18 protein-coding genes, 1 tRNA gene and 1 riboswitch are annotated in these 17,125 nt (G+C 58.8%); of the genes, 11 read left to right on the top strand and 8 right to left on the bottom strand.

From position 1 onward, the window contains the following. Positions 1 to 187 precede the first annotated feature (187 nt). Positions 188 to 1,075 (bottom strand): Dyp-type peroxidase, encoded by an 888-nt coding sequence (locus ACIPLA_RS02910; protein WP_218395993.1) that lies wholly within the window; start codon positions 1,073 to 1,075, stop codon positions 188 to 190. Between the two features lie 212 nt (positions 1,076 to 1,287). Here ACIPLA_RS02910 and ACIPLA_RS02915 point away from each other — a divergent pair, with 212 nt between their 5' ends. After that, positions 1,288 to 2,913, top strand: coding sequence for an NADP-dependent glyceraldehyde-3-phosphate dehydrogenase (locus tag ACIPLA_RS02915; RefSeq protein ID WP_401171293.1), 1,626 nt, complete (start codon positions 1,288 to 1,290; stop codon positions 2,911 to 2,913). Positions 2,914 to 2,920: 7 nt separating this feature from the next. Here ACIPLA_RS02915 and ACIPLA_RS02920 read toward each other — a convergent pair whose 3' ends face one another. Then, a complete protein-coding gene (locus ACIPLA_RS02920; protein ID WP_192343720.1) occupies positions 2,921 to 3,814 on the bottom strand; it encodes a DMT family transporter in 894 nt (297 codons plus the stop codon). Between the two features lie 135 nt (positions 3,815 to 3,949). Between ACIPLA_RS02920 and ACIPLA_RS02925 the strand changes: the two genes are divergently transcribed. Genes ACIPLA_RS02925 through ACIPLA_RS02935 form a run of 3 tightly spaced genes read left to right on the top strand, consistent with a single transcriptional unit; the run spans position 3,950 to position 5,190 of the window. Beyond that, a complete protein-coding gene (locus ACIPLA_RS02925) occupies positions 3,950 to 4,387 on the top strand; it encodes an Lrp/AsnC family transcriptional regulator (RefSeq protein WP_008006559.1) in 438 nt (145 codons plus the stop codon). 57 nt (positions 4,388 to 4,444) lie between these two features. Beyond that, positions 4,445 to 4,774: a YceK/YidQ family lipoprotein gene (locus tag ACIPLA_RS02930; RefSeq protein ID WP_218395997.1), complete on the top strand. Its 330-nt coding sequence runs from the start codon at positions 4,445 to 4,447 to the stop codon at positions 4,772 to 4,774. An 11-nt stretch (positions 4,775 to 4,785) separates the two neighbouring features. Next, a complete protein-coding gene (locus ACIPLA_RS02935) occupies positions 4,786 to 5,190 on the top strand; it encodes a VOC family protein (protein ID WP_401171298.1) in 405 nt (134 codons plus the stop codon). 58 nt (positions 5,191 to 5,248) lie between these two features. On the opposite strand, the gene ACIPLA_RS02940 is transcribed toward ACIPLA_RS02935, so the two are convergent. Further along, positions 5,249 to 5,920 carry a Bax inhibitor-1/YccA family protein gene (locus tag ACIPLA_RS02940; protein WP_007898177.1) on the bottom strand — a complete coding sequence of 224 codons (672 nt, stop codon included), beginning with the start codon at positions 5,918 to 5,920 and terminating at the stop codon, positions 5,249 to 5,251. 124 nt (positions 5,921 to 6,044) lie between these two features. Between ACIPLA_RS02940 and ACIPLA_RS02945 the strand changes: the two genes are divergently transcribed. Then, positions 6,045 to 6,132: transfer RNA gene (locus ACIPLA_RS02945), tRNA-Ser, on the top strand. Positions 6,133 to 6,411: 279 nt separating this feature from the next. On the opposite strand, the gene ACIPLA_RS02950 is transcribed toward ACIPLA_RS02945, so the two are convergent. From ACIPLA_RS02950 to ACIPLA_RS02960, 3 genes are all read right to left on the bottom strand, one after another. Continuing rightward, complete coding sequence (locus ACIPLA_RS02950; RefSeq protein WP_401171301.1) at positions 6,412 to 6,753, bottom strand: DUF190 domain-containing protein; 342 nt, start codon at positions 6,751 to 6,753, stop codon at positions 6,412 to 6,414. A 14-nt stretch (positions 6,754 to 6,767) separates the two neighbouring features. Next, positions 6,768 to 7,151, bottom strand: a complete 384-nt coding sequence (gene crcB / locus ACIPLA_RS02955) for a fluoride efflux transporter CrcB (protein ID WP_401171304.1) — start codon at positions 7,149 to 7,151, stop codon at positions 6,768 to 6,770. 142 nt (positions 7,152 to 7,293) lie between these two features. Continuing rightward, positions 7,294 to 7,354, bottom strand: a riboswitch (Fluoride riboswitch). A gap of 392 nt (positions 7,355 to 7,746) precedes the next feature. After that, a complete protein-coding gene (locus ACIPLA_RS02960) occupies positions 7,747 to 8,688 on the bottom strand; it encodes a LysR family transcriptional regulator (RefSeq protein ID WP_401171307.1) in 942 nt (313 codons plus the stop codon). 127 nt (positions 8,689 to 8,815) lie between these two features. On the opposite strand from ACIPLA_RS02960, the gene ACIPLA_RS02965 reads away from it, so the two are divergent. The 6 genes from ACIPLA_RS02965 to ACIPLA_RS02990 all read left to right on the top strand — a co-directional run bounded on the left by ACIPLA_RS02965 (position 8,816) and on the right by ACIPLA_RS02990 (position 15,438). Continuing rightward, positions 8,816 to 10,111 carry an MFS transporter gene (locus ACIPLA_RS02965; protein WP_401171310.1) on the top strand — a complete coding sequence of 432 codons (1,296 nt, stop codon included), beginning with the start codon at positions 8,816 to 8,818 and terminating at the stop codon, positions 10,109 to 10,111. A 17-nt stretch (positions 10,112 to 10,128) separates the two neighbouring features. Continuing rightward, complete coding sequence (gene rhmD, locus ACIPLA_RS02970) at positions 10,129 to 11,313, top strand: L-rhamnonate dehydratase (RefSeq protein WP_401171312.1); 1,185 nt, start codon at positions 10,129 to 10,131, stop codon at positions 11,311 to 11,313. Positions 11,314 to 11,327: 14 nt separating this feature from the next. Further along, entirely contained in the window at positions 11,328 to 12,128 is an 801-nt protein-coding gene (locus tag ACIPLA_RS02975) for an aldolase/citrate lyase family protein (RefSeq protein WP_401171313.1), read from the top strand. 20 nt (positions 12,129 to 12,148) lie between these two features. Beyond that, the gene (aldA, locus tag ACIPLA_RS02980) at positions 12,149 to 13,582 is read left to right on the top strand and encodes an aldehyde dehydrogenase (RefSeq protein WP_401171316.1); all 1,434 of its coding nucleotides are present in this window, start codon (positions 12,149 to 12,151) and stop codon (positions 13,580 to 13,582) included. A gap of 565 nt (positions 13,583 to 14,147) precedes the next feature. Continuing rightward, positions 14,148 to 14,714 (top strand): hypothetical protein, encoded by a 567-nt coding sequence (locus ACIPLA_RS02985; protein WP_401171319.1) that lies wholly within the window; start codon positions 14,148 to 14,150, stop codon positions 14,712 to 14,714. Positions 14,715 to 14,763: 49 nt separating this feature from the next. Beyond that, the gene (locus ACIPLA_RS02990) at positions 14,764 to 15,438 is read left to right on the top strand and encodes a MarC family NAAT transporter (RefSeq protein ID WP_401171322.1); all 675 of its coding nucleotides are present in this window, start codon (positions 14,764 to 14,766) and stop codon (positions 15,436 to 15,438) included. Positions 15,439 to 15,580: 142 nt separating this feature from the next. Here the strand turns inward: ACIPLA_RS02990 and ACIPLA_RS02995 are convergent, their stop codons facing one another. After that, positions 15,581 to 16,183: a DUF4157 domain-containing protein gene (locus ACIPLA_RS02995; RefSeq protein ID WP_401171325.1), complete on the bottom strand. Its 603-nt coding sequence runs from the start codon at positions 16,181 to 16,183 to the stop codon at positions 15,581 to 15,583. A 164-nt stretch (positions 16,184 to 16,347) separates the two neighbouring features. Next, positions 16,348 to 17,043 carry a tRNA (adenine(22)-N(1))-methyltransferase TrmK gene (locus tag ACIPLA_RS03000; RefSeq protein ID WP_305729665.1) on the bottom strand — a complete coding sequence of 232 codons (696 nt, stop codon included), beginning with the start codon at positions 17,041 to 17,043 and terminating at the stop codon, positions 16,348 to 16,350. Positions 17,044 to 17,125: the final 82 nt, after the last annotated feature.

Raw genomic sequence — 17,125 nt, forward strand, 5'->3', positions numbered from 1 at the left:
TTTTGAGCTTTTCCTGACAAGGACCTGTAGGAGCTGTGTAGGAGCTGTCGAGTGAAACGAGGCTGCGATCTTTTGATCTTGCTCTTTAAAAACAACATCAAAAGATCGCAGCCTCGTTTCACTCGTCAGCTCCTACATCTTCAACCAAGGCAGAACCGGCATCGGCGTGTCCGACTTTACTCGAGGTTTAGCCGACACGCAGTGCGCGCAGGTCAAGGCGATCGTCCTTGAGCGGTGGGCACCAGTAGTAGCCGCCGGTGATCGGTCGGCTGATGCGATACAGGCCGTCGGTAATGCCGTCTTCCAGACCACTCATGCGCCGCAACTGGGATTCGAACGCATCGAGGGAAAAACCGAAGGCCAGGAACATCAGGCCGGCACGATCGCCTTCGATCCACGGCATCGAGCGACGGACCACGAAGGCTTCAGGTGTGAAGCTTTCCTGGGCGGTGCGCTTGACGTGAGCGGAGATCGGCGCGTCATCGAGTTCTTCGTTGTCGCTCAAGCGACGACCCATGATGTTGTCTTTCTCATGGGGCGGCATTGCGTGAAAGCCTTTCAAATCATGCTGCCACTGCTGGATCGCGGCGAAGCTGCCACCGACCAGACCGTCCGCGCCGTCGCTCAACAATGCAGCGGCGACAGCAGCTTCATCGTGAGGGTTTTCGGTGCCGTCTTCGTAACCGGTCAAGTCGTGCCCGGTCATGTGGCGGAAGGTTTCGTTCATCTGCACCAGACGCAGGGCCGGTGCCAGCGCGGCTTCGAGCGCACGGCTGCGATTGAGCAGTTCGCCACGGTCAACCCCGTGCAGCCAGCACCAGAGCGCGTGTTGGGTGGACGGGTTGTCGACACCGACACCGACCAGCGCAGGAAAGGCGCGCAGCCCATCGATCTGTGCGTGCAGCGCCTTGACCAGGGATTCACCAAAACCGACTACAGCCGACTTGCCGTCCACCAGGCGCATCAGGTTATCCAGCGCAGCCGGCAGTGCCTCAACGGATTCAAGGGCGAAGAACATATGACGAGCTTGAGGCGGAACAGGGGTGGCAAGAATGCCCGGCTGGTAATAACTCATATGAACTCCTTTGAGAAAGAGCCTGAAGTTTAACCGGGGGATCGTTACTTGTGTGTTTTCAGGGCAAAAGATAGCAGCCCCGTAACCCGGCAGCTGCTACGACGATCCATAACGCCGAGCAAAAAAAATCATAAGATGAGCCATGACAAGCGAGTCCGAGGTCTGCTAAAACGATTCATCAGTGCATCACCCAATCCAGACGGGGTAGCGATATGACCACAGCACAAATCCTTGGCAACCTGTTTCCCACCGCCGACAACGTCCCGGAAAAGTACCGCCTCAACGGCCCGACCGAGCAGCGCGAGTATCTGGTCGATGGCGAACTGAAAACCTGGTCCGGGCCCCTCGCTCAAGTCCGCAGCCCGGTGTACCTGAGCGGTGCGAATGGTGATGAACAGGTGATCCTCGGCAGCACACCGCTGCTTGATGCCGATACTGCACTGACCGCGCTCGACGCCGCCGTCCGCGCCTACGACCGCGGCCAGGGCCTGTGGCCGACCATGCGCGTGGCCGAGCGCATCCAGCACGTCGAAACCTTCCTGGCTCGCATGCGCGAACAGCGCGAGGCGGTGGTCAAATTGCTGATGTGGGAGATCGGTAAAAACCTCAAGGACTCGGAAAAAGAGTTCGACCGCACCTGCGACTACATCGTCGACACCATCAATGCCCTCAAGGAACTCGACCGCCGCTCCAGCCGCTTCGAACTGGAGCAGGACACTCTCGGCCAGATCCGCCGCGTACCATTGGGCGTGGCGTTGTGCATGGGACCTTACAATTACCCGCTGAACGAAACCTTCACCACGCTGATTCCCGCGCTGATCATGGGCAACACCGTGGTATTCAAACCGGCCAAGCTTGGGGTGCTGTTGATTCGCCCGTTGCTGGAAGCCTTTCGCGACAGCTTCCCCGCCGGAGTAATCAACGTCATTTACGGCAGCGGCCGCGAGACGGTCAGCGCACTGATGGCCAGCGGCAAGATCGATATCTTTGCATTCATCGGCACCAACAAGGCCGCCAGCGACCTGAAAAAACTCCACCCAAGGCCTCACCGCTTGCGCGCGGCGCTGGGCCTGGATGCGAAGAACCCCGGTATCGTTCTGCCGGAGGTCGATCTGGACAATGCGGTCAGCGAAGCCGTCACCGGCTCGCTGTCGTTCAACGGTCAACGCTGCACCGCGCTGAAAATCCTCTTCGTCCATGAAGACGTGGTCGAAGCGTTCATCGAGAAGTTCAACGCCAAACTCGCCAGCCTCAAACCCGGCATGCCGTGGGACAGTGGCGTGGCCCTGACGCCATTGCCGGAATCAGGCAAGGTCGATTATCTGCACACCCTGGTGGCGGACGCGGTCAGCAAAGGCGCAGCCGTGGTCAACCCCAATGGCGGTGAGTCCCGCGCATCGTTCTTCTACCCGGCCGTGTTGTACCCGGTGACACCGCAGATGCGCGTCTACCAGGAAGAACAGTTCGGGCCGGTCGTGCCGATCGTGCCTTACCGTCATCTGGACACCGTGATCGATTACGTCCTGGAATCCGACTTCGGCCAGCAACTGAGCATCTTCGGCACCAACCCGGTGGCAGTCGGCAGGCTGGTGGACACGTTCGCCAACCAGGTCGGCCGGATCAACCTCAACGCCCAGTGCCAGCGCGGTCCGGACACCTATCCGTTCAACGGTCGCAAGAACTCCGCCGAGGGCACGCTGTCGGTGCACGATGCGCTGCGGGTATTTTCGATTCGGACTCTGGTGGCGACCAAGTTCCAGGAAAGCAGCAAAGAGCTTCTCAGCGAGATCATCAGCGGACGCAACTCGAGCTTCCTGACCACTGACTACATTTTCTGAGGCCTGTTTACTGCGCCGCCACCCGCCGAAGCTTCAGGCTCCAACCCTGTTGCATCCCGGCGGCGGCCAACAGAATCGCGGCGACACCGATCCATTGCAGCGGCTCCAGGCGATGGCCGAAGGCGAACCAGTCAACGAAAATCGCCGCAATCGGGTAGATGAACGACAACGCGCCGGTCAGCGCTGTCGGCAGTTTTTGAATCGCGCCGTAAAGCAGCACATACATCAAACCGGTATGCACGATGCCCAGGGTCACCAGACTGGCCCAGGCATCGGGCGTTTGCGGTATCGCCGAGAAGTGCGCAAAGGGCGCGAGCAATAGCACGCCGGTGCACACCTGGATCAATGCGATCAGATGCGGAGGTGTGCCGGTCAGGCGTTTGATGATCAACGCGGCAATCGCGTACAGAAAGGCAGCCCCTAGCGCCAGACCAATCCCCATCAGGTAATCGTTGCCACCCTCGCCCTGCTCACCATGTGCGCTGACAATCGCCAGCATTCCTAGAAACGAAATGCCCAGCCAGAACAACTTCTGCAGGGTGATCTTCTCCCCCAGGAACAACGCGGCTAGCCCCACCAGCATGAATGGTTGAACGTTATAAACCGCCGTGCCAATGGCAATCGAGGCGCGGGAATAGGACGCGAACAACAGCACCCAGTTGCCGACAATCGCCACCCCGCTCAGTACGGCCAGCAAAAAAGTGGTGGACGTCAAAATGCCAGGACGCAGAAAGCCGAACGCCGCGCAGATCAGCAATAAGGTGGCGGCACCGAACACGCAGCGCCAGAACACCACGTCCAGTACCGGTTGCCCTGACACCAGCACGAACCAGCCAATGGTCCCGGAAATCAGCATGGCGGCGGTCATTTCGAATGAGCCGCGACGTAATGTTTTGTCCATCATCCACCTCCTGTATTTGAGCCCAAAGTATGCCAACCACCCGAGGGCCTACTCCAGCGCAAAAAGCAGGCTAAACTCGGCTTCTGCCTTTTTTATCAAGGCTAATTCAGCCGATTGCCTAACAGGGGATTCGCCATGACCGACGACATCGACCAAGTGCTGATTAGCGCGTTGATGGAAGACTCACGCCGCTCGCTCAAGGCCCTGGCACAGATCAGCGGCCTGTCCTCGCCCAGTGTCGCCGAGCGCCTGCGCCGCCTCGAAGAACGTGGCGTGCTCAAAGGCTACACCGTCGAGATCGACCCCAAATGCTTCGGTTACCAACTCCAGGCCATCGTCCGTATTCGCCCGTTGCCGGGCCAGTTACAGGAAGTGGAGCGACAGATTCAGGCCATCCCCGAATTCACCGAGTGCGACAAAGTCACCGGCGACGACTGCTTCATCGCCCGCCTGCATGTGCGCTCGATGGAACAACTGGACACCCTCCTCGATCGCCTCAACAGCCACGCCGAAACCAACACCGCCATCGTCAAGAAGACCCCGGTCAAGCGCCGGCTGCCACCGATGGCTTGAGTGTTGTTTTGTTCACAAAGGGGTAGATTGGGGTTTTTCCGGCGAAGGATTGACGGTATGAAAACTCAAGTCATGTTACTGGCGGTAATGATACTCACTGGTTGCGGCACGTTTCAGACCGTGGTGCGCAGTGACGAGGCAGCGGCGAAGAGTCTCAAGGAACAGAAAACCTACTGCGGTGCGGTTCCACGGATCTATAGCGGCGTGACGTATGACTTTTGCAGTCTGCATGCGCCTCCAGGCCCGGGCATCGATGAGTACAAATACAACAACGGCACGCCCTTTGTACTGATCGACGTAGTGATTTCCGGCGTTCTCGACACCATGCTGCTGCCCTACACCATTTATCGGCAACAGGCTGATGGCAGCATCATTGTGGCCGAATAAGGAGCAGGTGAATGTTGTCTCACGTTTTTATCGGCATCACCGATTTCGATCGTGCATTAGCGTTCTACCGACCGATCATGGATGCACTGCAGCTGCAGATGAAATTTTGCGATTCCGGCAAACCCTGGGCTGCATGGATGAGCAAGAATGCACCGCGTCCGCTGTTCGTCATTGGCACTGCGTTCGACGAACAGCCGGCCACACCGGGGAATGGGCAGATGATCGCCCTGCTTGCGCCGAGTCATGAGATCGTCAACCGCTGTCACGCACTGGCCATGGCTCATGGTGGATCCTGCGAGGGGCCACCGGGCCTGCGTCCGCACTACCATCCCGATTACTTCGGCGCCTATATGCGCGACCCGGACGGCAACAAACTCTGCGTGTGTTGCCACGAACCTGATCAAAACCAACGCTGAGCCAAATCACAGACAATAAAAAACCCGCCGAAGCGGGTTTTTTACTCAAGGCTGGCGATCAATCATCGCGGCTCATGATGCCGAACAGTTGCAGCAAGCTGACGAACAGGTTGTAGATCGATACATACAGGCTGATGGTCGCCATGATGTAGTTGCGCTCGCCGCCGTGAATGATGGCGCTGGTCTGGAACAGAATGCACACCGAGGAGAACAGCACGAAACCTGCGCTGATCGCCAGCTGCAGACCGCTGATCTGGAAGAACAAGCTCGCCAGAGTCGCGCCCAACAGCACAAAGAAACCGGCGGTGATGAAACCACCGAGGAAACTCATGTCCTTACGGGTGATCAGCACATAAGCCGACAGGCCGCCAAACACCAGCGCGGTCATCGCGAAGGCCGAGCTGACGACTTCTGCGCCGCCCTGCATACCCAGGTAACGGTTGAGAATCGGGCCGAGCAGGAAACCCATGAAACCGGTCAGCGCGAACGCAGAAACCAGGCCCCATGCCGAATCACGGAGTTTGTTGGTGAGAAAGAAAAGGCCGTAGAAGCCGATCAGCACCACGAAGATATTCGGGTAGCCGACACGCATCTGCTGCGCGACAAACGCCATCACGCCGCTGAATGCGAGGGTGAGGGCGAGTAAGCCGTAAGTGTTGCGCAGGACGCGGCTAACCTCTAGCTGCTCAGCCTGCACGCTGTTATTAACTGCGTAATCCTGTTCGCGCATGGCGACACTCCTGTTGGGTTTGAAACGTTCAGTCGCAAAGATCATAACAGACGCTCTGTAACAAGCCATGCAGAGAGTTTGACAGTGTGTTTCATTCAGGTATTATGGCGCCCGCAACGCAAACGGAGGTGTGGCCGAGTGGTTTAAGGCAACGGTCTTGAAAACCGTCGACTGTAACAGGTCCATGAGTTCGAATCCCATCGCCTCCGCCATCTTGAGTACGTTAGAGCCCTGATTATTCAGGGCTTTGTCGTTTCTGGGGTCTGCGATTTTTATCCCTCTCTTTCTGGATCGTTTCCGCATCTTTTCAGCCATTTCCGCAACCCTTCCCTTCTGACAAGCGCGTTTTACTCAAATCAAATTGCTCCCGACCAAAAGTGTTTGGTCGTGCTCTTAAAGCTGCTCTCAGTCGAAAGGAGCAAGTCACGCTCGGCAGCTTTCCGCCAAAAGCGGGTGTTCGATTGCAGCAACACACCTACCTTCTTTGGGTTTCAAGGCTGGTGATTGGGCTGGTTGGCCTGTCTACCGACGACTCCGAATTCAACCGGGGTCTTTATGTAAAACAAGGAGATATCTTCGGCCTCAAGCCGCTCAAACAGGCGAACGAACTCTTCTTCAGTAATTGCCAAGCGGATTTCGGTAGGCTGATCGGCCAGCTCAAAAAAATGCGAGGAATGCAGTTTCCCTGAATGCCCGAAGCCTTCGATACCCGTTGCCAAGGTGGCACCGCGCAAACCCATCTCTTTGGCCAGATCGATGAGCCAATCACCCAGCATTTTTCCGCGATGTCGACGGTTCTGTTGGGTAAAGAAAATCACCAAAAAGCCTTTCATGACTCATCACCTCTCTAGCGTGTGCCAATCAATTGAAACGAAATAAGCCCTGCGACGGTCATCGCCAGTGAGCCGGCCACGTGTAGCAAAATGGCGCCAACTGCCCAAAGAAGCCTGCCTTCCTGAATCAAGGTGACAGTTTCGGCTGAGAATGTAGAAAAGGTTGTCAGGCCCCCACAGAAGCCGGTGATGATCAGAAGTCGCCATTCAGGACTCAGTGATGGCGTTGCGGCCAGAAAGGCAATCGTAAAACCGATGATGTATCCCCCGATCATGTTGGCGATCAGGGTTCCTGGCGGAACAGTCGGGAACAAGGCATTGAGTTTGATGCCCAGTAGCCAGCGTAACCAGGCCCCGAGGGATGCGCCGATAGCGATAACCAGTAGTGACTTCAGCATAGCTGTCCGTCTCCTCGCGGCATGAATAGGCGAGAAATCGCTAACAACTGGATGAGCAGATGGAGGATTAACGGGGATTTAGTAATCACGATCCTGTCCTGAGTAGGGGGACAGGGAGACACACCTACGCACCCTGTCCAGGGTTCACGTAGGCATCATCAGCACGAAGGCGGTTAAGGAGGTATGCCATCTCCTTTGGTCATCCTATGTCAGCCCTGCGAAAGGGTTCAAGGTGGTCATCCGATTCGTATGTAAATGCACTCGCCGCTTCGGATTATTTTGACTGTCCGCATTGGGTCGATTCTGTTGAAAAAGTCGGATTCAGATCGCCTGAACTCGGGCGCGACCACCACCGGAGAACCTACTCACCACATTGAGTGGTTTCTCGGCCCTTCGTTGACCTAATCGGGCCAGTTCGGCATCCTCTTCAGCCTTGACGCCGGGCCAGGACTTTTGCTGCAAACAGTATTTGCGACACGTTTTGCTCGCTCAGTAACGCCTTGGTTTGCATCTTTGCTCCGATCAATGAAGAGAACGGCAGCATGCTCAAGCATGTGTGCCGAAAGAACATCCGGTCATTACTCGCCGTGATAAATCAAAGCGCCCCGGCTTTTTGGCGCAACAGATCGATGAACACCTCCAACTCCCGACTGATGTGCTCGCCCTTGCGCAGCAGCAATCCGAATGGCGCCAGTTGCACATCCAGCTCCACCGGCAGCGCCACCACCAGCCCCATTTTCAGGTAGTCGCGCAAAGCGGTTTCCGAGAGCACCATGATCGCGTCGGTCAATTGAATCAGTTGCTGCATGGAGTACACCGAACTGCACTCAATGATGTCTGCCGGTGTCGGCAAGGCCAGGCGCTGCAAGGCTTGATCGAGGCCGATCCGCGCCGGGCTGGTTTCCGGTTGCAGGATCCACGGCCAACTGCTGACCAGTTCCGCCAGTTCCAGTTTTTTGCGCTGGGCCAAAGGATGACCGGCGTGCACCACCACCAGCAGGCGTTCGTTACCCAGTTGTTCGAAGGCGTAGTGCTCGCTGTCGGTGGCAGCATTGCGCCGTGCGATGGCCAAGTCGATGCGGCCCTGCTCCAGCAACTGGATCACCTGGTCGCTGGTGTCGCCCATGATGCGAATTCGCAGTTGCGGATTGAGCGCCTTGATCTCGGCAATCGAATCCATCACCAGATCCGGCGCCGCGCCCATGATGGTACCGATGGAAAGGTAACCGTAACCGCCCTGCTGCCGCGCGATCAGATCTTCGGCGCAGCGATCGAGGCCACTGATGGCGGATTCGGCGAAGCGAATCAACTCACTGCCCAGCGCCGTTGGCCGCATCCCGCGGGGCAGGCGCTCGAACAGATCGCAGCCGAACATGTCTTCAATCTCATGCAGCATCCGGGTTGCCGCCGGCTGCGACATGTTCAGGCTTTGCGAGGCGCGGTGCAGGTTCTGACTGCTACTGAGCGTCACCAGCAGGTGCAAATGCTTGTAGCGCAGTCGATTGAGCAGGCTGCGGGAGATGGTTGGCGTGGTCATGAGGGGGGCCTTCGCGATCGATACCTTCAGGGTATCAGTTATGAGCTAGATTCGATTTGTAACGCATCGCTCCACGGCCGTACAGTCTTTCCCATAAGAACAAATGCCCTACCAAAGGAAAACTGCGATGAAGACTCTACCCGCGCCTCTGCTCGCCAAAATTTCCTGGCGGCTGCTCCCCTTCCTGCTGTTGATGTACATCATGGCCTTCCTCGACCGCGCCAACGTCGGGTTCGCCAAGCAAGCCTTTCAAGCCGACACCAATATCAGTGACGCCGCCTTCGCCTTCGGCGCCGGGGTGTTTTTCGTCGGTTACGCGCTGCTCGAGGTCCCGAGCAATCTGATCCTGCACCGTGTCGGCGCCCGCCTGTGGATGTGCCGGATCATGGTCACCTGGGGCCTGGTCTCCGCCGCCATGGTCTTCGCCCACACCGAAACCAGCTTCTACATCCTGCGTTTTTTGCTGGGCGTGGCCGAAGCCGGATTCTTCCCCGGCGTCATCCTCTACCTCACCTACTGGTTCCCCAGCGCCGCGCGCGGCAAAGCCATGGGCTTCTTCTACTTCGGTGCGCCGCTGGCGTTCATCTTCGGCAGCCCGCTGTCCGGCCTGTTGCTGGAGCTGGACGGATTTGCCGGTGTCCACGGCTGGCAGTGGCTGTTCGCGGTTGAAGGCCTGATGGCCACGGCGGTGGGCGTCTGGGCCTATTGGTATCTGGACAATCGCCCGGCCGATGCCAAATGGCTGACGATTGAAGAACGCCAGCAAGTGCAAGGCATCCTCGATCAAGAAGACAGCCATAAACAGAACCACGGCCGCAGCCTGCTCAACGTCCTGTGCCAGCCGTCGGTACTGTACCTGTGCCTGATTTATCTGCTGATTCAGGCCAGTGTCTACGGCGTGGTGTTCTATCTGCCCACCCAGGTTGGCGGACTGTTGGGCACCAAGGTCGGGCTGATGGTCGGACTGGTCACGGCGATTCCGTGGATCTGCGCGATAGTCGCAGCGTACCTGATCCCCGGCTACAGCGACCGCACCGGCGAACGGCGCCGCACCGCCTGCCTGACCTTGCTGATGTCGGCAGCCGGGATCGCTTGCTCGGTGACCTTTAGCAGCCCCTTCCTGGGCATCGTCGCCCTGTGCTTTGCCGCTTCCGGTTTCATCGCCGTGCAACCGGTGTTCTGGACCTTCCCTTCCAGTTATCTCGCCGGCAGCGCCGCTGCTGCCGGGATTGCCTTGATCAACTCGTTCGGCGCCCTCGGCGGCTTCATCGCCCCGGTGCTGAAGAACTGGGCCGAAGGCGCCTTCCATTCACCAGCCGCCGGTTTGTACGTGCTGGCTGGCACCACTGTCATCGCCGCGTTGCTGGTCCTGGGCATCCGCTCACCCGTCCAGAAGCCTTCCAGCAAACCGGCCACCGTTTAAACCTGAGGAGTCACACCATGGGCATTCCAACCATCAAACACGTTCGCGCCTTCACCCTGCGAGGTGGCGGCGCGGATTATCACGATCAGGCGGACGGCCACTGGATCGACGATCACATCGCCACGCCGATGAGCAAATACCCCGAGTACCGCCAGAGCCGCCGCACCTTCGGCATCAACGTCCTCGGGACCCTGGTGGTCGAGATCGAAGCCAGCGACGGTACGGTCGGTTTCGCCGTGACCACCGGTGGTGAGCCTGCCGCCTACATCGTCGAGAAACATTTGGCGCGTTTCCTCGAAGGTGCACGGGTCACCGACATCGAAAAAATCTGGGACCAGATGTACCAATCGACGCTGTATTACGGCCGCAAAGGCATCGTCATCAACACGATTTCCGGTGTCGACCTGGCGCTGTGGGACTTGCTCGGCAAGATCCGCCAGGAGCCGGTGCACCAGTTGCTCGGCGGTGCGGTGCGTGACGAATTGCAGTTCTACGCCACCGGCGCCCGTCCGGACCTGGCGCAGAAAATGGGTTTCATCGGCGGCAAGATGCCGTTGCACCATGGCCCGGCCGAAGGTGAGGAAGGCCTGCGCAAGAACCTCGAAGAGCTGGCAACCATGCGCGAGCGGGTCGGCCCGGACTTCTGGCTGATGCTCGATTGCTGGATGAGCCTGGACCTCAACTATGCAACCAAACTTGCGGTCGGCGCCCACGCGTATGGGCTGAAGTGGATCGAGGAAGCCTTGCCGCCTGACGATTACTGGGGCTACGCAGCGCTGCGCAACAACGTACCCAAAGGCATGTTGGTCACCACCGGCGAACACGAAGCGACCCGCTGGGGTTTCCGCATGCTGCTGGAGATGGGTTGCTGCGACATCATCCAGCCGGACGTCGGCTGGTGCGGCGGGATCACCGAACTGGTGAAGATTTCGGCGTTGGCCGACGCCCACAACGCGCTGGTCATTCCCCACGGTTCTTCGGTCTACAGCTATCACTTTGTCGCCACCCGGCATAACAGCCCGTTCGCCGAGTTCCTGATGATGGCGCCCAAAGCCGATGAAGTGGTACCGATGTTCCACCCCCAATTGCTCGGTGAACCGGTGCCGGTGAACGGCCGTATGCGCCTGTCGGCACTCGACCAGCCTGGCTTCGGCGTCACCCTCAACCCGGAATGCCAACTGCATCGGCCGTATAACCACTGAGAAAGAACCCCGCCATGAACATTCCGCACAACGCTTTCAAGGCGGCGCTGAACAACAGCGCCACCCAATATGGAATCTGGGCCGGATTCGCTACCGGCTACGCCGCCGAGATCGTCGCCACCACCGGTTACGACTGGATGCTGATCGACGGCGAGCACGCGCCGAACACCGTGCCCGGTGTGCTGGCCCAGCTGCAGGCTGTCGCGCCCTACCCCACTGCACCGATCGTGCGCGCAGTGACTGGCGACGCCAACCTGATCAAGCAACTGCTAGATATCGGCGCACAGACGCTGATGATCCCGATGGTCGAAACCGCCGAGCAAGCCACAGCGTTGGTGCGCGCCATGCGTTACCCGCCGCACGGCATTCGTGGCGTCGGCGGCGGCCTGACCCGCGCCACACGCTGGGACGGCGTGCCGGATTACCTGACCACGGCCCACGAGCAGTTGTGCCTGATCGTGCAGGTGGAATCGCGGATTGGCGTGGAAAACGTCGAAGCGATTGCCGCCGTTGAAGGCGTGGACGCGGTGTTTATCGGCCCGGCGGATTTGTCCATTGGCCTCGGTCATGCCGGCAACCCTGGCCACCCCGAGGTTCAAGAACGCATTCAACACGCCGTCAAAGCCACCCTCGCGGCGGGCAAGGCTTGCGGAATCCTCGCACCGAACGAAGAAGACGCGCGCCGCTATCAGAGCTGGGGCTGCCAGTTCATTGCGGTGGCCATCGACATCAGCCTGCTGCGCCAAAGCGCCACGGCCACCCTCGCGCACTACCGCACACCGGCCACCGAACAAGCGCCGTCGCGCACCTATTGATCAGCCAAGGAGTCGTCCCAATGTCGTCCGTGCCTGTTTACAAAAACTTCATCAACGGCCAATTCGTGGCCAGCGCTGCCCATCTCGATGTGATCAACCCGGCCACCGGTGCCGTGTTGTCGAAAGTCCCGGCATCGACCGCCGACGACGTCGACCGCGCCCTCGCCGCTGCTCGCGCTGCGCAAAAAGACTGGTCGCGTAAACCGGCGATTGAACGCGCCGGGCATCTGCGCCGGATCGCCACGAAGCTGCGGGAAAACGTCGCCCATCTGGCGCGCACCATCACGCTGGAACAAGGCAAGGTCAGTGGCCTCGCCGAAGTCGAAGTCAACTTTACCGCCGACTACCTCGACTACATGGCCGAATGGGCGCGGCGCATTGAAGGCGAAATCATCACCAGCGACCGGCAGAACGAAAACATCTTCCTGTTCCGCAAACCCTTGGGCGTGGTGGCCGGGATTCTGCCGTGGAATTTCCCGTTCTTCCTGATCGCCCGCAAGATGGCGCCAGCCCTGCTGACCGGCAATACCATCGTGATCAAACCCAGCGAAGAAACCCCGAACAACTGCTTCGAATTCGCCCGACTGGTCGCTGAAACTGACCTGCCGGCCGGCGTGTTCAATGTGGTCTGCGGCGATGGCCGGGTGGGCGCGGCCTTGAGCGCGCACAAAGGCGTGGACATGATCAGCTTCACCGGCAGCGTCGACACCGGCTCGCGGATCATGGCCGCCGCTGCGCCGAACATCACCAAACTGAATCTGGAACTGGGTGGCAAGGCGCCGGCCATCGTCCTGGCGGATGCCGATCTGGATCTTGCGGTCAAAGCCATCCGTGACTCGCGCATCATCAATAGCGGCCAAGTGTGCAACTGTGCCGAGCGGGTCTACGTCGAGCGCAAGGTAGCCGATCAGTTCATCGAGCGCATCGCCGCGGCCATGAGCGCCACCCGTTATGGCGACCCGATTGCCCAGCCTGATGTGGAGATGGGCCCGCTGATCAACCGTCAGGGCCTGGACGGCGTCAACCAGAAAGTTCGCACCGCGCTGAGCCAGGGCGCGAGTCTGATCAGCGGTGGACAGGTTGCCGATCTGCCCAACGGCTACCACTTCCAGCCCACGGTGCTAGCAGGTTGCCGCGCCGACATGGAGATCATGCGCGAAGAGATTTTCGGCCCGGTGCTGCCGATCCAGATCGTCGATGACCTCGACGAAGCCATCGCCATGGCCAACGACTGCGACTATGGCCTGACGTCATCGATCTACACCCGCGACCTGAGCAAAACCATGCACGCGATGCGCGAGCTGGATTTTGGCGAAACCTACATCAATCGCGAGAACTTCGAAGCCATGCAGGGTTTCCACGCCGGCGTGCGCAAGTCAGGCATTGGCGGCGCGGATGGCAAGCACGGCTTGTACGAATACACCCATACCCATGCGGTGTATCTGCAAGGCTGAGCCAAGCACTTCCAGTGAGGGTCACGCACCATGCCGTTCCGCAGGCGCCTGACCCATCCCCTGACATAGACATCACTATGACGGTTACCCCCGCTCTATAACAGCACGATCATCGACAGCCATATTCACCTGTTCGATCCGCACCGCCCTCAAGGCGCTCCATGGCCCGAACCGGGGGGCACATTCCATGCGGCACATCTGACCGAACATTACTGGAAGCTCGCCGCCGAACATCACGTTATCGGCGCCATCACAGCCGAAGCCTGTCCCTGGCGCGGCGTCAACGCGTAGCTGCTGCAAACTCTGCGCGGCGATCCGCGAATGTTCGGCTTCGTCGGAAACCTCAATCGCTGGACGCGCACTTTGCTGCCGAGCCGCATCCGGCAACCAACTGGTGATCGCCCACGACAATGGTCCGCAGGTCCCAAGCCGACTGCGATTTTGCCCGCCATACTGGAAAAACCGCGGTGATCGGTCCACTCTCGGATATCGAAGCGATTGTCCAGAGCAAGGCTCTAGCGATCCCTGGATTCGTTCTGTCAACCATCTATGGAAAAGCAGACCCATGAAACCAATCCGCGCCGTTGCCCTCGCCTCACTCCTCTCAACCGCCTGCCTGACGGCCCATGCCGCCGATATACCGTTGGGCAGCAGTGCCATGGAAGGTCACATCGTTTCACGCGTACTGGCCGTTGATCCCGCCAACTACCAGGTCACCATCGAAGGTCGCGACAAGAGTCCAGTGCCTATCCAACTCACCGACCAGGCCAAAAACCTGCACAATTTGAAAGTCGGCGACACGGTCGATATTCATGTGATTCGCTCGGTCGCTTATAAGCTTGATACCAATGTTGGCGGTGCATCGGGCGTCACTGATGAATCCATGTCCATCCGCGCCACCAAGGACAACCCCAATCCCGGAGGTGAAGCGGTTCGCCAGGTCAAGGTCACGTCCAAGATCACTCGCATTGACCTGAAACAGCATGAGGTGACCTTGCTTCCGCCAGAGGGAGAAGCGACTGTCCTGAAAGTCGAAGACCCGAAGCTTCAGGAAAGAATGAAAAAACTCCAGGTGGGTCAGACGGTCGATGCCATTTATACCGAAGTGCTGAAGGTCAAAACTTCACGCTAACAACGTTCGCCGACAAACGTGGCCTCGAACAACAGGACTTGAGTTCGACATGACAGATCTGTTCAATGCAATCGGACTTGGGTTACTGGCGCTGCTGCCATTGACTAACCCCCCCACCACAGTTGCGCTGTTTCTCGCCTTGAGTAAGGGGCTGAGTCACAAGGAAAAAAAGTCACAGGCTTTTCTGACGTCATTCTATGTCTTTCTGATCATGACGTTCACTTACTATGTAGGCGCGTTTGTTATGGATGCGTTTAATATCTCCATACCGGGCTTGCGTATGGCCGGTGGCGGAATTCTCATCATCATGGGCTTGAAGATGCTGTTTCCACCGCCTCTTCAGCCCTCTGCTTCCAGCAACGGCGCAACCGAACAGCCGAACTTTGCGTTCATCCCGCTGGCCATGCCCAGTACGGCCGGACCTGGCACCATTGCGATGATCATAAGTTCCGCTGCCACTATCAAACACAGTACGTTGTTTCCTGCCTGGGTCTTATTAGTAGCCCCTCCGTTAATCTTCCTGTTTACCGCTCTTATCCTTTGGGTATGCCTGCTTGGCTCAGGAATAATCATGAGAATAATGGGACAGTCAGGCATTGATGCCATATCACGGCTGATGGGTTTCCTTCTGGTATGCATGGGCGCGCAATTCGCCATTAATGGCTCGGTGGAAATCATCCAAACCATCATCGACAGTAATGCTCACCTGCTCCGCCCTCAGTAATTTCAAGAGCGTTTTCTATGAGTACCACCTGGCTGGCTCTCGGCATCCGGTATGAGAAACCTGAGGTTCTGCTGTCGCGGATGCCAACCAGACGCGAGCCCAGCTTTGGCCCGCACCGATAGCTCCCCTCGGTGACAGGTCGCTATTTTTCAATAAGCCCTTCGCGCACCGACCGCCTGACCTCAGCCTGTATGGCATAAGCCGGCGCCTCTACAGCATTGAAATCCTGTGTATAGCGCTGGGCAAATCCTTCTACCCCCCACTCCTGATACTGCTGCACATGCTTTAACTCGTGAGCCCAGAGCGCGATGTTCTGTTCTGCGGTTTGAGCGTCCCGGAAAAGGATGATGTCGATCAGCGTCACGGCTCCGACATCGGGGTTTTGCAGCATGGCAGTGGCAGCGTTGAATTGACCGTCGTCGCTGACTTTGTAGCGCGCGGTATCGAGGACGCTGGGGTCGTACCAGCGCAGCAGTTGCTGCCGGATGTGCGGTGGAATGGGTTGGATGCCGGTGCTGGCTGCATCAGCGCGGGCTTGGGTCAACCATAGCGCCAGGGCAGGTGCCGCGACCTGGTGGACGTCATCAGGCAGGGAGCCGAGCATCGGCTCCAGGTCTGGCAGGCAGATGCAGCCGTTCAGGCACACTTCTTTTTCGCCAGCTGGGCAAGCGTTGGTCTGGGCTGGCACTTCAAGCGTCAGGCAAAGCACAAACAGCGCCACCAGGCGCGTGGTGATGGGTGGCATTGGCGCTCCAGGGACGGACGCAGCGCGAACAGGTCACAATTGATGGAGGATCAGCTAGCTTTAGCGTAGTCCCGAACCAGACGCTCCCAAGATAATTGCAGGGCAGACCATTTTTTCCGTGAATCCCTCGATAGGCGACTTAACGTACAGCCGCTGGAGCGTGTTCAAGCCAGCAGTTCGGTGATCCACCGGGCTTGCCGGGCGATGTCTTGCACCTTTTCCTCGGGCACAACCTGCCGAGCCCGGGCGAAGCTGGTCAGCGTCTGTTGCTTGTGGCGCAGAATGCGCTGCCACTTGATCAGGAACGCCGGGCTGCGTGCCTGCATCTGCAGTGGGCCGAAGTACAGCTCCTCGGCGGTATACAGCACTGGCCCGACGCGCTCGGCGACGATGATCTCGTAGTAGAAGCGGTTTTCCCGCAGCACTTCCTCGCAGAGGATACGGTAACCATGCTCCATCAGCCATTGGCGCAATGGCTGCTCGCCACCGTTGGGCTGCAGGATCAGTCGCTCACGGCCGTTCAGGCGCGCCTTGCCGTTGTCGAGGATGTCGCGGATCGTCTCGCCGCCCATGCCACAGATGCTGATCGCCGTGATCCCGTCTTCTGGCTCGATCGCCGCCAGGCCATTGGCCAGGCGCACGGTGATCCACTGGTCCAGGCCGTTCTCGCGCACAGTGCGTTCGGCCGAGCGCAATGGCGTCAATGCCACCTCGCCCGCCACCGCCGCCGCGATGGCGCCACGGCGCATCAACGCCACCGGCAGATAGCCGTGATCCGAGCCGATATCGGCCAGGCGCGCATCTGCTGGTACATGCGCCGCGACGCGTTCCAGGCGCATGGACAATGTGTGTTCGTTCAACAGCAGCCCCTTTTCACCACGAATATCCGACACCTTTGGCCGGATCGGGGCGCGATTCTGTCGAGTCACGCCATGCATTTCA

Origin of the sequence: Pseudomonas sp. NPDC086112 (assembly GCF_044746425.1) — a bacterium.
Classification (GTDB): domain Bacteria; phylum Pseudomonadota; class Gammaproteobacteria; order Pseudomonadales; family Pseudomonadaceae; genus Aquipseudomonas.